Annotated in this window: 17 protein-coding genes; 10 read left to right on the top strand and 7 right to left on the bottom strand. The window is 52.3% G+C overall.

The features are described from left to right. Positions 1-118: 118 nt before the first annotated feature. Positions 119-742 (top strand): transcriptional regulator RcsA, encoded by a 624-nt coding sequence (gene rcsA / locus ACMYSL_RS10875; RefSeq protein ID WP_434662777.1) that lies wholly within the window; start codon positions 119-121, stop codon positions 740-742. Positions 743-784: 42 nt separating this feature from the next. On the opposite strand, the gene dsrB is transcribed toward rcsA, so the two are convergent. Continuing rightward, positions 785-973 carry a protein DsrB gene (dsrB, locus tag ACMYSL_RS10870; RefSeq protein WP_112213245.1) on the bottom strand — a complete coding sequence of 63 codons (189 nt, stop codon included), beginning with the start codon at positions 971-973 and terminating at the stop codon, positions 785-787. A gap of 131 nt (positions 974-1,104) precedes the next feature. On the opposite strand from dsrB, the gene yodD reads away from it, so the two are divergent. Continuing rightward, positions 1,105-1,320, top strand: coding sequence for a YodD family peroxide/acid resistance protein (gene yodD / locus ACMYSL_RS10865; RefSeq protein WP_112213244.1), 216 nt, complete (start codon positions 1,105-1,107; stop codon positions 1,318-1,320). A 330-nt stretch (positions 1,321-1,650) separates the two neighbouring features. On the opposite strand, the gene dgcQ is transcribed toward yodD, so the two are convergent. The 3 genes from dgcQ to ACMYSL_RS10850 form a co-directional block, all read right to left on the bottom strand. After that, complete coding sequence (dgcQ, locus tag ACMYSL_RS10860; protein WP_434662773.1) at positions 1,651-3,318, bottom strand: cellulose biosynthesis regulator diguanylate cyclase DgcQ; 1,668 nt, start codon at positions 3,316-3,318, stop codon at positions 1,651-1,653. 107 nt (positions 3,319-3,425) lie between these two features. Continuing rightward, entirely contained in the window at positions 3,426-3,605 is a 180-nt protein-coding gene (locus ACMYSL_RS10855; RefSeq protein WP_110274359.1) for a YodC family protein, read from the bottom strand. Positions 3,606-3,681: 76 nt separating this feature from the next. After that, complete coding sequence (locus ACMYSL_RS10850) at positions 3,682-4,593, bottom strand: DUF808 domain-containing protein (RefSeq protein WP_304260046.1); 912 nt, start codon at positions 4,591-4,593, stop codon at positions 3,682-3,684. 183 nt (positions 4,594-4,776) lie between these two features. On the opposite strand from ACMYSL_RS10850, the gene yedA reads away from it, so the two are divergent. Then, on the top strand, positions 4,777-5,688 hold the full coding sequence (yedA, locus tag ACMYSL_RS10845) for a drug/metabolite exporter YedA (protein ID WP_434662770.1): 912 nt from the start codon (positions 4,777-4,779) through the stop codon (positions 5,686-5,688). Here yedA and ACMYSL_RS10840 read toward each other — a convergent pair. Then, the gene (locus ACMYSL_RS10840) at positions 5,663-6,157 is read right to left on the bottom strand and encodes a very short patch repair endonuclease (RefSeq protein WP_434662768.1); all 495 of its coding nucleotides are present in this window, start codon (positions 6,155-6,157) and stop codon (positions 5,663-5,665) included. The two genes, yedA and ACMYSL_RS10840, sit on opposite strands and share 26 nt — an antisense overlap. A 19-nt stretch (positions 6,158-6,176) precedes the next feature. Next, positions 6,177-6,827 (bottom strand): GntR family transcriptional regulator, encoded by a 651-nt coding sequence (locus ACMYSL_RS10835; protein ID WP_434662766.1) that lies wholly within the window; start codon positions 6,825-6,827, stop codon positions 6,177-6,179. A gap of 242 nt (positions 6,828-7,069) precedes the next feature. On the opposite strand from ACMYSL_RS10835, the gene ACMYSL_RS10830 reads away from it, so the two are divergent. The 7 genes from ACMYSL_RS10830 to ACMYSL_RS10800 all read left to right on the top strand — a co-directional run bounded on the left by ACMYSL_RS10830 (position 7,070) and on the right by ACMYSL_RS10800 (position 13,826). Next, entirely contained in the window at positions 7,070-7,843 is a 774-nt protein-coding gene (locus ACMYSL_RS10830) for an SDR family NAD(P)-dependent oxidoreductase (RefSeq protein WP_434662764.1), read from the top strand. Positions 7,844-7,857: 14 nt separating this feature from the next. Then, on the top strand, positions 7,858-8,580 hold the full coding sequence (locus tag ACMYSL_RS10825) for an SDR family oxidoreductase (protein ID WP_434662761.1): 723 nt from the start codon (positions 7,858-7,860) through the stop codon (positions 8,578-8,580). Between the two features lie 71 nt (positions 8,581-8,651). After that, a complete protein-coding gene (locus ACMYSL_RS10820; RefSeq protein ID WP_434662759.1) occupies positions 8,652-9,932 on the top strand; it encodes an MFS transporter in 1,281 nt (426 codons plus the stop codon). Positions 9,933-9,949: 17 nt separating this feature from the next. Then, positions 9,950-11,089 carry a mandelate racemase/muconate lactonizing enzyme family protein gene (locus ACMYSL_RS10815; RefSeq protein ID WP_434662758.1) on the top strand — a complete coding sequence of 380 codons (1,140 nt, stop codon included), beginning with the start codon at positions 9,950-9,952 and terminating at the stop codon, positions 11,087-11,089. Positions 11,090-11,093: 4 nt separating this feature from the next. Continuing rightward, positions 11,094-11,975 (top strand): D-hexose-6-phosphate mutarotase, encoded by an 882-nt coding sequence (locus ACMYSL_RS10810; protein ID WP_434662756.1) that lies wholly within the window; start codon positions 11,094-11,096, stop codon positions 11,973-11,975. Between the two features lie 9 nt (positions 11,976-11,984). Continuing rightward, positions 11,985-13,103 (top strand): mandelate racemase/muconate lactonizing enzyme family protein, encoded by a 1,119-nt coding sequence (locus ACMYSL_RS10805; RefSeq protein WP_434662754.1) that lies wholly within the window; start codon positions 11,985-11,987, stop codon positions 13,101-13,103. A 3-nt stretch (positions 13,104-13,106) separates the two neighbouring features. Continuing rightward, positions 13,107-13,826, top strand: coding sequence for a serine aminopeptidase domain-containing protein (locus tag ACMYSL_RS10800; RefSeq protein WP_434662751.1), 720 nt, complete (start codon positions 13,107-13,109; stop codon positions 13,824-13,826). Positions 13,827-14,019: 193 nt separating this feature from the next. On the opposite strand, the gene ACMYSL_RS10795 is transcribed toward ACMYSL_RS10800, so the two are convergent. Beyond that, positions 14,020-14,733 (bottom strand): FadR/GntR family transcriptional regulator, encoded by a 714-nt coding sequence (locus ACMYSL_RS10795; RefSeq protein ID WP_434662749.1) that lies wholly within the window; start codon positions 14,731-14,733, stop codon positions 14,020-14,022. Positions 14,734-14,884 lie beyond the last annotated feature (151 nt).

The following is a 14,884-nucleotide window of genomic DNA, read 5'->3' as shown; positions in this document are numbered from 1 at the left end:
TTCAGACTGCTTAATGGTTCCAGCATAGCAGCTGTTTGTTTATGACTAACTAAAATGGACTTCATCGCGCTTGTTGGCGAAGGATAAATTATCGTTACGTGTTGATTGAGGATGGGCCATGTCAACGATTATTATGGATTTGTGCAGTTTTACCCGGTTGGGATTAACCGGGTATCTGACTAGTCGGGGGATAAAGAAGCGCGATATCACTGAGGTACATAACGCCGCTAGCCTGAAAGCACTCTGCGAGTCATGCCGTCCGGCAGTGGTATTTATCAATGAAGATTGCTTTATTCACCAGCAAGAGAGTAACCAGCTTATCCGGCAAATCATCAATCAGAATCCAGGTACGCTATTTTTTATCTTTATGTCGCTGGCGAATATTCATTTCGAACACTATCTTCTGGTACGCAAAAACTTGCTTATTAGCTCAAAATCACTGACCGCAAAAGACCTTGACGATATTCTGGCCAATCGCCTGAAGTATGAGAATTATCGCACTGCACGGATTAATATCCCAACGCTTACCCTAAGCCAGACTGAATCAAATATGTTACAGATGTGGATGGCCGGATATGGGACCACCCACATCTCCGCACAGATGAACATTAAGGCTAAAACCGTTTCATCGCACAAAGGCAATATTAAAAAGAAAATTCAGACTCACAATAAGCAGGTGATTTATCACATTGTGCGACTGGCCGAGAACATTACTTCCGGGATCCACGTCAATATACGTTGAAGAGTACTGGCGGCAGAAGCCGCCAGCGTGCCTGATTGAGCGTTAATCTTCTTTTTCAACAAATACGCCGTCAGAATGCCCTATCTCGTTGAAAAACCAGATCCCCAGGGGATAGTCTTCCAGCGACACCAGATACATTACCCCCTCGCTAAACGACTCTATTGCCAGCACAACTCCCGATCGACGTGGGCCACCATCGGTCTTTACCGTGACACGATCGTTTACCTGCATAACTCATCTCCTCTATTTTTGAGCCAGTGTAGAACAAAACGGACGATCGCGCAGCGCTCACCCCCATAACTGATGTTTTTGTAAACCATCTATACTTAAACAGCGTATCCGGGTTAAGCGAGGTAGCCAGAATGAATACCGCCAAACAGAGCAAGGGCGGGGAAAGTGTCGATGTTGACGCCCTGCTGGCAGCGATTAATGAAATCAGTGAAAGTGAGGTACAGCGAGCGCGGGACGATCCGCATCATGTAAGCATTGATGGTCGTGATTATCACACCTGGCGCGAGCTGGCTGAAGCCTTCGAACTTGATGTTCATGACTTCAGCGTGACTGAAATCAATCGCTAATTCCAGGCGAAAAAAATCCCGACTCGCAGGAGTCGGGATGAAACTTGCTAATGCAAGAAGCACTTGAAAATTCGTTACACCAGGAAATCCGATGCGTTGCAAACATTACCCTCAATTATTTTGCATGACAATAGTCATTCATGGAGTAAATTATTGAGAAATATCCCTAATGTCACCATCACCGCTGGCAAGGCTGACCAGGCAAGGGATTGTGCGGTTCGTTCTTCTACGAACGGCGGTTCATACGGAAATATTTTTTAAGATAAATCTCATAAAAGTAACTATCAAAGATGACCTGGCGAACAATTCATCCACCATACAAATGTAACATCATCCTTCAGCACAGACCTGATTACGCCCATTTTGCTTAGCCAGGTACAGCCGATGATCGGCAATCGACTGCAAGTTTTCAAAGTTGAACTCATTTGAATCGTCACTACTGCTTACGCCAAAGGAGGCACTAATACGCAGACTTGTCCTGTTCCGCAGTAAAATCTCACGGCTATTGATGCGAACTCGAATCCGTTCTGCAATGGCCGTCGCTTCATGTAGCGTCGTATTCGGCATCACAATACAAAACTCTTCCCCGCCAACCCGACCAGCAAGGTCGCCCTCGCGAATATGACTCGCGATAGTACTGCCCACCAGCGACAATACGCGATCGCCGGCCTGATGCCCGTGTCGATCATTAACGCCTTTGAAATAGTCCAGATCGAGCTGAATCACCGCGATAGGTCGTTTCAGTCGCTCGTTTAAGGTGGTCGCCTCGCTAGCGCGTTCAAACAGCGCACCGCGGTTTAACAAACGCGTCAGCGCATCATGCCAGGCACGCCACTCAAGAGACGTTTGCAACACGCTCATATTGCGCACCATTCGGCGAATAACCAGCCAGGAGATCATCAGCATCAGGGTGAACATTAGCCACATCAGCATCAAAGCAATGGTGATGCGGCCAAAATCATCGCGAACACCTTCTTTAAGCGAGTGAATACGCAGCAGCACTCCGTCGAAGTTACGTAGTTTTTCCCAGCTGATATAACGGGTTAATAAACGAATCCCCCCCTGATTGCTATGGGAAAAAGCACTCCGCAGCTGTTCTTGTTCCTGCGGTGATAACAGGGTTAACACGTTATCAGACGCGGAAGACGCAATTAAATTGAGGCGATTATCATAAAGTTGATATTCACCTTCCTGGCCATTCTTTACTGCGTTAACAAGAAAGGTCCTCATTTCGCGTACGGAGAAATCCATCGCCAGTACGCCTAGCCAGTAGCGTTGATAATCAAGAGGGATAGAGGCCGTCACCACCTGCGCTTCGCGCTGCGGTTCATCACCAGGAAAAGTTTGCCAGACAATACCGCGAGCCGGGTTATTGCGCTGCGTTTGCTGAATAAACCACGAAGCGCTAATTGCCCGTGAATACAGCCCCAGCGCCTGAGTCGAATTCTTCGGCGGTTCCGTAGTGATAAAAAAACCGCTGCGCGAAACATACAGCATACGCTCGGTAAAGCCCCGGTTGTTATTGGCCAGGCGCAACAAATACCCGAGCTCAAGGCTCGCCATCAGCTCATTACCGGAAAATGGAGTATCGCGAGAAAGAAGATCGTCACTATCGACAAAAGCATCGGCTACACCATACACGGGCAGCGTCCGCCGGTTATGTATCTCGACAGACCATATTGGCTCATGCCGCTTTTCTAAATAATCCTGCTCGGCCTTTCGCAGCACCGCAAAATCCAACGGAGTTCCCAGCGCCGACTGCATGCCATTGCGAAAAAAGATCATTCTGTCGATATTGAACTGCAGCAGGCCATCCAGTTCATGGGTGACGTTTTCAAGATTGTTACGCTGATTTGCAACGTACGCTTCTTCCAGGATCTTGACCTCACGCCATATCAACAGCGTGGAAAAGCAGAAAACGATAAAAAAGCAGAGATTAACCACATATCCGGGGCTTAACACACGGCGAAGTTTTTTCACCCACATCGGCTTATCCATCGTTCTCTCGCAGCACGGTCAAAGAAGCAAAGGTCATCAACGTCCCATATTAGTCAGGTACTCAATCATATAAAAAACGCCCGACTCATGCCGGGCGCTTATCAGGTTCAGGAATGATTCGGCTTCCCTCCCCCTCCGCGGATTAATTCATCCTCGCGAAATGCTTCGCGCTTAACACCATGACCGTCATACCAACGACACTCGACCATACCGCTGGCGAAACCGGTCACGACCATGCGTGGGCCGCCATTTTTCCGCCTTACTTCATCACTGACCAACAAGACCATTTTTTGCCTCCGGTATCAGGAAGAAACAAACTTACCTTAGACGAAGCTGAGCCACTTTGCACAGCCTGGAGCTAATTTACTCCGCAGGGCGACGCAAACTGGCGATGGCTTTCACGCCAGCCAGCACCACGGCACCAACGATGAACCCCAGTACCAGGTTCGCTACCATCGGCAGCAGCGAAGCAATCATACTATTCTGCCCCAGAGCCAGATTTTCGATGGCCTGGTACAAAGGGTGAATTCCATGAACCACAATGCCGCCGCCAACCAGAAACATCGCCAGCGTCCCTACTACAGAAAGGGTTTTCATCAGGCGCGGTGCAATAGCCAGCAGGGCTTTACCCAACCACTGCGCCAACGTACTGGTTTTCTCCACCAGCCAGTAACCCATATCATCGAGCTTAACAATGACCCCCACCAGTCCATACACACCCACGGTCACCAGCAGAGCGATACCAGACAGGATGAGAATCTGATTTAGCAACGGCGCTTCGGCCACAATACCAAGGGTAATCGCAACAATTTCAGCTGAAAGGATAAAGTCGGTGCGAATTGCCCCTTTCACTTTATCCCGCTCAAAGGCCATTGGGTCCTGGTTTGCCAGAGCCTCAAGCCGCTGTTGGCGAACCTGCGGATCTTCTTTATGTTTACGGGCCTGCAAGGTATGCAGCACCTTCTCAACGCCTTCAAAGCATAGAAACGCGCCGCCCAGCATGAGTAACGGCGTAATGGCCCAAGGAATAAACGCGCTGATTAATAACGCCAGCGGTACCAGAATCACTTTATTAATAAATGAACCTTTGGCAACTCCCCAAACTACTGGCAGTTCACGGTTAGCCCGCACGCCAGTAACCTGCTGAGCATTAAGCGATAAATCGTCACCCAGCACGCCCGCTGTCTTTTTCGCCGCCAGTTTTCCCATGACAGAAATATCGTCAAGTAGAGTCGCGATATCATCCAATAAGGTTAAAAGACTACTTCCCGCCAAAATTGCATTCCTTCATTTATGGTTATTCCTCCTGAAGTATGAAGCAAAAGCGCTTTTTCGCCCACAGGTGTCTAGAGTCAACAAAAATTTAACCATAGCAGGCGAATTAAAGCGCTCGCCAGCACGATAGTTTTCACGTTTACTATGTGTCCCCTTTCTATCTCTGCACCATCGTGAGGAAGTATGTCTACCCGTCAGCTGTTACCGCTCATCGGGGCGTTGTTTGCGCTGTATATCATTTGGGGTTCCACCTATTTTGCCATTGCTATTGGCGTGGCCAGTTGGCCTCCGCTGATGATGGCTGGTGTGCGCTTTCTTTCCGCAGGCGCGGTGCTGACCGCATGGTTACTGGCAACCGGGCATAAGCTTCCTGCGCGAAAACCGCTGCTCAACGCAGCGCTGATTGGTATTTTACTGCTGGCCGTCGGTAACGGCTTTGTCACCCTCGCCGAGCACCAGCACGTACCATCCGGGATTGCAGCAGTGATGGTCGCGACGGTACCGCTATTCACGCTATGTTTTAGCCGCTTTTTTGGTATTGCGACTCGCAAGCTGGAGTGGTTAGGTATCGCCATTGGCCTCGCGGGGATTGTGCTGCTCAACAGCGGTGGCAACCTTAACGGCAACCCGTGGGGTGCGCTGCTGATTCTTATTGGCTCGATGAGCTGGGCGTTTGGTTCCGTCTACGGTTCGCGAGTTGAGCTGCCGACGGGGATGATGGCGGGTGCTATTGAGATGCTGGCGGCAGGAATTGTTCTGATGGTCGCCTCCGTGCTGACTGGCGAAAAATTAACCCAGATGCCATCCTGGCCCGGCATATTGGCCGTCGCTTACCTGGCTATATTTGGCTCTCTTATTGCCATTAATGCCTATATGTATCTGATTCGTAACGTGACGCCAGCCGTTGCAACCAGTTATGCCTACGTTAACCCGGTGGTCGCCGTACTGCTCGGCACCAGTTTCGCCGGGGAGAGCCTGTCGCCGGTCGAGTGGCTGGCGCTCGGGGTTATTATCTTTGCGGTGGTGTTGGTGACGCTCGGGAAGTACCTGTTCCCTGCACGCAGCGAAATTACATCTTGTAAGGCAGAGAAGTAATCTTCAGCAAGCCAATGCCTTGAGTGTCGATCTGCGCGCTGTCGCCACCGCCGCAGATCCACTCTTCCAGACGCTCACCAAGCGCTTCATCACTTAACTTCTGCCGCCCACGTAGCGCGCACTCCCAAACCACCAGCACCCGCCATCCCTGCTCTGCCAGCAGCCCAATATCGCGACCATCGCGCACCACGTTCTTGCCGATTTTATCCAGCCAGAACCCGGTGCGCGTCGCGGGGATTTTAAACAGATAGCAATCATGATGATGCCAGAAACAACCGTGGGTAAAGATAACGCACCGATAGTCGGTCACCACAAAATCCGGACGCCCCGGTAGCGCGGCATCCTGGACGGTAAAGGAAAACCCAGAGTGGGCCAGCAGCCCCGCCAGCCGTTTTTCAATCGCGGTATCGCGCGTGCCGATAGCGCGCATATTTTTGCTGCGAGTGGCTTTATCGTGGACGTCGGCCATGGTTAATCTCGTATTTTAATCAGCGGGTTAGAGACTTATAGGTAAACTCGGTGAAGTAATCGTTGACGTTCTTCGATGCGCAGGCCGCCAGTTCTTCATCACCATGACAAATATCACGCAACATTGTCGCATTCAGTTGCGAGGCTTTGACCAGATCTTGCTCATTACTCGCGCTAAGCTGTGCAAACCAAAAACGGCTGGAAAGACCCTGCAGCGGAGAAAGACACGGCTGGAGATACTCGTTCTCAGCGGCCAGGCCAATCAGGGCATAGGTTTGTTTCAATAGCGCGCCGAACTGACGCATATGCGAAATATCACTAATCGCTTCAAAAGATTCCGCCAGCTGCAGCATCTCTTTCTTCTGCTGGTGCGTACCACGCCGGGTGGCGAGACGTACGGCAAATTCCCCCACGCAGCGGCGCAGCTCAAGCACTTTGAGCTGAACTTCAACGGAAATGGCCGGAATGAAAACACCTTTATAAGGATAGATTTCTACCAGCCTGTCATTTGCCAGACGCTGTAGTGCTTCCCGTACCGGACTACGGCCAAGTCCGGTCAGTTCCATAAGCTGCGCTTCAGACACCATCGAACCCGGTACAAGATCCTGAAAAATAATCATGTTTTCGATGGCTTCATAAGCCTGGTTCATTTTATTGACGGGTGGATTCATGAGCATTCTCCCTGCTGAACTGCGGCATTATCCGCCTCACAGTAAAAAAAATCTAAAATTCTCGGTTAATTAATCAGTTACGACAAAATTTGTGATCTTCATCGTATTTAACCCAACAGATGATGGATGTTTTTTTCGCAAAGTGCAAATCTAATAACCAACTAATATATTAGTTGTTGATTAAGTGACTAAGACATCGTCAACGCTGCTCATCACGCGTTGCACACTAAAAGGAGAAAGTCGTGAGTCTACATAACCAGGTCGCACTGGTGACGGGTGCGGGAAACATGAAAGGGATCGGCAAAGGCATTGCCTGCGCCCTTGCTGCAGCTGGCGCTGATATCGTCATCAACTACGTTGTGAACCCAGAAGAAGCAGAACAAGTTGCCGGTATTATCCGCGGGCTCGGAAGGCGCGCCCTGCTTGTCCAGGCCGATATCTCACATCCTGAACAAATACGCCAGATGTTTAATGATGTCGATGCCCATTTTGGACGCCTCGATATTCTGGTTAACAACGCCGGCGTATGCGTCTGGGAACCGTTCCTCGAAATCAGTAAACCGGCCTTTGACCATGCGGTGAACATCAATATTAAAGGGACCTATGACTGTGCCCGTCACGCAGCCCGCATGATGGTGAAAAAAGGGATCCGCGGGCGCATCATCAACGTCGCTTCAGGCCACGCGCGCCGTCCAATGGCGCTGATGGGGGTCTACGCTGCCACCAAAGCCGCTATCGATCAGATGAGTCAGTCGATGGCCTTCGAGCTGGCGCGCTACGGCATCACGGTAAACCAGCTCTGGCCGGGGTTTGTCGATACGAATATCAACGATCCTAAACCTGAACTGGCCACGCACGAAGGGCGCAAGAAACTGCTGGCGACAATTCCTGTTGGTCAGCCAGCAACCATCGAAGAGCTTGGCGCGGCTGCAGTGTATTTAGCCGAGGACAAAGGCGCTGTAATTACCGGTGATTTTATTAAAATTGATGGCGGCCAGCATATCCGCTGTATTTAATCAGGAGAATGAAGATGGAACACAAAAATACGATTCTGATTGCCGGCGGCCAGGCCGAACCCGAACTGCTATCCACGCTGGAAAATCAGTATTTACAGCAGGGTTGGGAGGTTTATTTTAGCCAGCAAAGCGAATATGCAAAAATAACTCAGGCTATCGATACCATTATTATTGGCGAACGAAAGCTAAACGCTTTTATTTATATTTCACCACCGCCGCTTCGTGGCTCAATGCTGGACGACGATGATAATATTATCGCGAACACCATGAGCGACGATCTGGAACGCGGACTATGGTGGGTACAAAACGCCTGTAAAAAGATGGTGCAACAGGGCGTCCAGGGGCGCGTCGTCACGCTGGCGCACATCGCCGCGCTGGTGCCGACGGAATATTACTCTTATGGTGCCGCCAGCCAGCTGGCGCTGATGAATACCTGCCGCTCCGGCATTCAGGAACTTGTGCATTATGGCATAAAAATCAACACCCTATTTCGCGGTTTCACCGAAGAAGATCCGCAGCAAAAAACGTTCGTCGAGCAGCTCAGGCAGCTGCATAAAGATGATGGTATTCCGCTGCTGGAATATACCGGCGCAGCAGAGATCGCTAAAACCTGCACATTGTTAACCGATCCGCAAATTCACAGTTTTAATGGCGCAATGTTAACGCTCGACGGCGGTTTTTACATCACCCGAAAAATACGCTACCTGGATCCCATCAGGGAGTACAAAGCAAAATAATAATAACCAGAAAAATAATCATTATGAAAATCGTGCATTAATCTTATATTTCATTCGTGAAAGGTACCCCTATGAATACACAATTCCGTCGTGTCATTTTAGTTATGCTGACGCTGGCGATGGTCATTAATTATCTTGACCGTTCTGCTCTGGCCTATGCTATGCCCTTTATTACCCAGGATTTTCATCTGACGCCTGAAGAAAAAGGGATTATTTTTGGTAGTTTCTCTATTGGTTATGCGTTATTTAATTTTATCGGCGGCGTGCTGGCCGATAAATTTGGCCCGAAACGGGTATTTAGCTGGTCGATGTCCGTCTGGTCGATTATCTGCGGCCTGACCGCAGGCTGCTTTAACTTCTGGAGTATGTTTATTGCCCGCGCCTTCTTCGGTGCCGGGGAAGGCCCAATCTCCACAACAGCCAACAAAGTGGTCAACAACTGGTTTCCGCTCAATGAGCGCGCCCGCGCGGTCGGCATTAACCAAGCCGGCGGCCCGCTGGGCGGTGCCATTTCCGGCCCCGTAGTGGGTTTTCTGTGCTTAACGTTTAACTGGCGGATTTCATTTGTCATTATCGCGTTTATTGGTATTACCTGGGCCATTATCTGGGCGCTGATCGCGACCGATAAACCACGAGATAACAAACGCGTTTCTGCGACGGAAGCACAGTTGATTGAAGGTGAAGAGGAAGTAGTGGCTCCGCAGACCGTGCCAGGAACGCCCATCCCATCAATGTGGAGTGCGATCCTCCAGCCTTCCATTCTGGCCACCGCCCTGTCACTGTTTTGCTTCAACTACGTGCTGTTCTTTTTTATGAACTGGTTCCCGACCTTTCTCGTTGATACTACCGGAATCAGCCTGAAGGACATGAGCCTGGTCGGCGTACTACCATGGGTTGCCGGAACGCTTGGCTACGTATCCGGCGGGTTCATTATCGACTTTATCTACCGTAAAACCGGCAAGCAGCTTTTCTCTCGTAAAGTAGTGCTGGTGACCTGCTTCGGCATCTGTTCTATCTGCGTAGGGCTGATCAGCCAGACGCAGACCGCAATGGGTGCCGTCACGCTGATGACTATCGCCTTCGGTTTTATGCAAATCGCCGCACCGGCCTACTGGACACTCATTCAGGACGCTGCGCCGAAAGAGTACGTTGGCAGCGCTGGCGGGCTGATGCATGGACTGGCGAATATCTCCGGCATCGTCGCGCCAACTGTCACCGGCTTTATTGTTGGCTCCGGCTCCTATTCCGCCGCCTTTATTCTTGCGGGCTGCCTCGGGGTACTCGGCGCAACCGTGGTTGCTCTGTTCGTCAAAAAAGCCGCCCAGCGCGATGGGCATAAAGCCCTGGCCTGACCCTGGAGGAGAAGAACGTGAAAATTATCGATTTTGAATCCGGGCTGTACCGCGTGCCGCTTACCGAAAGTTGGGGATCGTCGAACTACGCGTTCTCCAGTCTGGAATTTGTCGTACTGTGGCTAAAAACCGATACCGGGCATACCGGCACCGGCTGGACGTTCAGCACGGGCAACGGCGGCAGCGCGTTTAAGAACCTGATTGACCATTATCTTGTCGCTAAAGTGATGGGCGAAGATCCGCTGAACGTCGAGCGGCTGTGGAGCCGCATGTGGCTGGAGAGCCACGATATAGGCTCGGCGGGCGTCACGACACACGCAATCGCCGCAGTGGATATCGCGCTATGGGATCTGATTGGCCAGCAGCTCAATCAGCCGTTGTATCGCCTGCTTGGCGGCTATCGGGAGTCGCTCCCCGGTTACGGCAGCGGCGTCAACCTGCATCTCTCTATCGACGCCCTGCTCGCACAGATGGAAGTTTTTTTAAGCGCGGGCTACCGCACGGTAAAAATGAAAATCGGCAGTGAAGACGTGGAAGACGATCTAATGCGTCTGCTGGCGGTACGTAAATTTGTGGGGCCTACAGTCAACATCGCCGTGGATGCCAACAAGAAGTGGTCTTCCGGCGATGCTGCGCGCCGTATGGCGGTACTCAAAAACGCCGGAGTGTACTGGCTGGAAGAGCCGCTGCTTAGCGACGATATCAACGGCCACCGTTTGCTGCGTCAGAAATGTCCGGTCCCCATTGCCGTGGGAGAAAGCCTGTACACCAAATACCAGTTCGCCCACTGGATCGGACAAGAGGCCTGCGACTACATCCAACCGGATATTTATCGCGTGGGCGGAATTACCGAATTTGTGAAGATCGCAAAATTAGCCGAAAGCCACAATATTCCCGTAATCCCGCATTTTGGCATGGAGCTAATCGCGCATCTGGGCTGCGGTTTGCCCAACATCCAGCTATTTGAGGGGCTTAAAGGCGCAGGTCTGAGCGAGATGGGAATTATCACTAACCCTTGCATGGTGATAAACGGCGCGATTCGACCTGGTAAAAATCCAGGGCACGGCATCGAATTCGATCGCCCGGCGCTGGCGCGCTATGCCATGAACGACGCGCAGCTTCGGCAACAAAATATTACTACCCGCACGGATGTCTGAACCGATGAATCTGATTAAACAGCTATTTACCTTGCCGGTGGTGGAGACGCTAGGCCCCGGCATTACCAGGCGAAAAATGGATGAGCTGGAAATTCTGGTCATTCAGACGCCCTTCTGCAAGGCCGCTATTGCGCTTCAGGGCGCGCATTTACTGACCTGGAAACCGCCCCGACAGGCAAACCCCGTACTGTGGCTAAGTGACTGGACGCCGTTTAAAAGCGGCGTGCCCATTCGCGGCGGCGTGCCTGTCTGCTGGCCGTGGTTTACCGATCTCGGCGGCGAGCCGTTTCACGGTTTTGCCCGTGTTCTGCCATGGCGGCTGACGGCGCTTGATAATAGCAGCACGTCGACCTCGCTAACGTTGACGCTCAATGATACGCCACAAACGCGTCAGCTCTGGGATCGCACTTTTCAACTGGAGATGACGCTGACCTTCACGGCGGAAGTTTGCGAATTGCTGCTCACCGCCCACGGTAACTTCAGCTTCAGCGCCGCTCTGCACAGCTATCTCTCCACACCGGATATTCACACCACGCATATTCATGGCGTGGGCACGCAAGGCTATGACACCGTCGCCGGGCAACCTCTACAGAACCTGCCGTCACCTCTTTCAATTAGCGGTGAATTTGGCGCGATCTGTTCGCAAGCAGAACCCCAAACGGAGCTTGTCACCCGCGAGCGAACCCTGAGGCTTACCCACGTTAATAACAGCAACGTGGTGGTATGGAATCCCTGGCAACAGCGGGCAGAACAGATAAGCGATATGCCGGACGACGGCTGGCAAAAATTTGTTTGTCTGGAAACGGCGGCTATCGACAGGCCTCTTGTCAGCACGCCTCAACATCCGGCGTCGCTGGGCGTGCAGTTCGCGCTATCACATCATTAAGGACACGTTATGCGTATTACGAACATAGAAAGCTTTCTGGTCCGTCTGCCTTATACACCAGCACTAACACGCACCACCGACAAAGAGGGGCGCTTTAACGCCGCGCGGGCGCTGCACCCTACGCTGGATGCGCTGTTAGTGAAAGTCGAAACCGACACGGGCCTGACAGGCTGGGGAGAGGCGTTTGGCCACGCCTGTAACCCGGCCAGCATGGCATTGCTAAGCGGCCTGCTCGCCCCCTTCTTTACGGGTGAGGAATGCGATGACCCGGCGGCGTTAATGCAGAGGGCACATTACGCCTTTCACAGCTACGGCCGTGGCGGGGTGATGATGTATGCGCTTTCCGCACTGGATATCGCCCTGTGGGATCTGCGCGCTAAAGCGGAGAATGTTCCGCTGTGGCAATTGCTCGGCGGTACCCGTGCGCAGGTGGAACTATACCCCAGCATGGCCAGCTTCGATGGCGATGTCGCTAAATTAATGGCTTGCATTAACCCATTAATTAACAAGGGCTATCGATATATAAAACTGCACGAGCGGGATCCCCTGGCGATTGCGGAAGTCGCCAAGGCGCTGCCGGATAATATCACCTTGATGGTTGACACCAACTGCGCGTGGGATATCCCGCTGGCGGAGCAGATCCTGCCGCAGTTGCAGGCGGCTGGCGTCGCGTTTGTGGAAGAGCCAACCTTCCCGCCGGAAAATTTAAGCCAGCTCCGCTATCTGCGCCAGACGACGGGCGCGCGCATTGCTGCGGGTGAAAACTTTAGTACCAGCGAGGAGTTCGCGGTCTGTATGGCCTTAGACGCAGTTGATGTATTGCAGCCGAGCGTAGCCAAAATTGGCGGTATCTCCGCTGTACTGGAGATTATCAAACACGCGCGCGAGCATGAAAACGTCAGCCTGCTACCGCACTGTTTTTACTACGGCCCAGGCCTGCTCGCCAGCGCTCACCTGCTCAGCGTGATGCCAGAACCCGTTCCGCTGGAAGTGCCGTGGCTGATGTTCGAACAAACGCTGCATCCGTTTATGCGCTTCCAGCCGGTGATGGATCTGCCGAATGCGCCGGGTCTCGGTTTTAATCCGGATTTCGATGTACTGGAACGCCATCTGATTGCACAGGGATAATCCATGGATATCGTTATTTCGGACCGCCTGCTGGTAAAAACGCCCGTACTTTGGTTCCGGGCAGATGATGGCGCAGCCAGTGACAGGCCGCTTATCATTTTGTTTCATCGCTTTATGGCATCCAGAGAGCTGGATGCCAATCTAGGATATATGCTGGCGCAGGCGGGCTACAGCGTGATGTGTCCGCAGGCGGCGATGCATAGCGCCGGGGATGATGCTACGCTTCGCGCCGCCTCTTTCTGGCCAATTTTACAGCACACGCTGGAGAGATTTCCCGCGCTGCTGGCCGCCTGCCAGCAGGAAAAGCTCGGCGATGTTTCAAGACTGGGCGTAATGGGCACTTCGATGGGCGGTTTCGCTGTACTGGGGGCGATGGCGCAGTATCCGGAAATTCAGGCCGGAGCCGCCTATATGGCAAGTGGTTATTTTGCCGATGCAATAAGCGAGATCCATCCCCCAACGGCCAGCGCGCTGGCAGCCTGCCTGCATGGGATTGCGCCTTATGACATCGCAGGGAAAGAAGAACGGTTGGCGCAACGTCCGCTGTTTGTCTGGCACGGCCAGCAGGACACCGTTGTTGATGTTAAATATGCTGAACACCTCAGAGAGGCCATCGGCAGTGGCAACCTCACCTGTCTTATCGATCCGCTGTCGGGCCATAAAATCAACCAGCAATCGGTTGAGGCGGGCATCGATTTTTTCCACCGGGTTCTGCCGGTTTAACAGCATTAACTCAGTACAGTTATGCCTGAAATCCCCGGGTCGCGGCGTAAACGCCTTACCCGGACCGCCCCCATGCATCCGCCCCGGCACATTTCCCGGAGGCGGTGCTGGCGCACCTGTCCGGGCTACCGGCCCGTCGTAGTCCGGCTAAGCGCAGCGCAAGCCGGGGAAAAAACCACGTATGACGGCCAGCTCAGTCAATCTCTTTATCTACATGCTGCACAATCAGATCCGCCACCCGCTGCGAGTTTTTCGCCGCCAGCGCATCCAGAATACCTAAATGCTCCTCCTGCAATACCTGGGTCTGCTCCGGGGTAAAACCATACTGTTTCCACGCCAGTACCCAAAGATGGTGGAGCTGTTCCTGCATGTTGATCAAAATAGGGTTACCGCCGAGTTGCGCCACTTTTTTCTCGAAGCTCAGATCCAGCGCGCTATCGTCGTCATCGCAATCCTGACGCGAAAACTTTTCCCGGTTAAACTCGATAAGCTCCCGCAGTTGATTAATCCCCGATTTGTTAGCACGCCAAGCGTAGTCTTCAAAGATGGCTCGTTCAATAGAGGTCCGCGCCACGATAAGATTACGCAGAAACTCTCTCGTCACCCCACCTTCAATCAGCTTCGACAGGCTATGAGTATCGCTGAGCGACACCGCCGGCGGCTCGGTCAAAAAAGTCCCGCTGCCAACGCGAGTCTCAATGCGCCCGGAGGATTCAAGCACCTTCAGCGCCTGGCGCACCGATGTGCGGCTGACGTTGAGCATCTCGGCAAGCTCGCGCTCGGAAGGCAGCCGCTCGCCGGGTTTGATCTGCTTGCTATCGAGCAGATTAGTAATGTGTTGAATGATTGTCTGAAAAACGTCCGTGCGCTTAATAGGGATCATCGTAAATTTATTCTTGTCCGGCATACCGTTACCTCTTCCCAACGACGTTTCGCGCTTACGACCGGTTATTTTCCCTGCGCGGCGTCGCCATCAATTTTTGCAACCATAAATTGGATGGACCACTGTACCATTATTGGCTTTCCCGCGCGCTATTTTTCCCTCGCCATGGGCAAAA

It is taken from the genome of Klebsiella sp. MISC125, assembly GCF_051131775.1.
GTDB lineage: Bacteria > Pseudomonadota > Gammaproteobacteria > Enterobacterales > Enterobacteriaceae > Klebsiella.
This window is presented reverse-complemented; position numbering and strand designations above follow the sequence as displayed.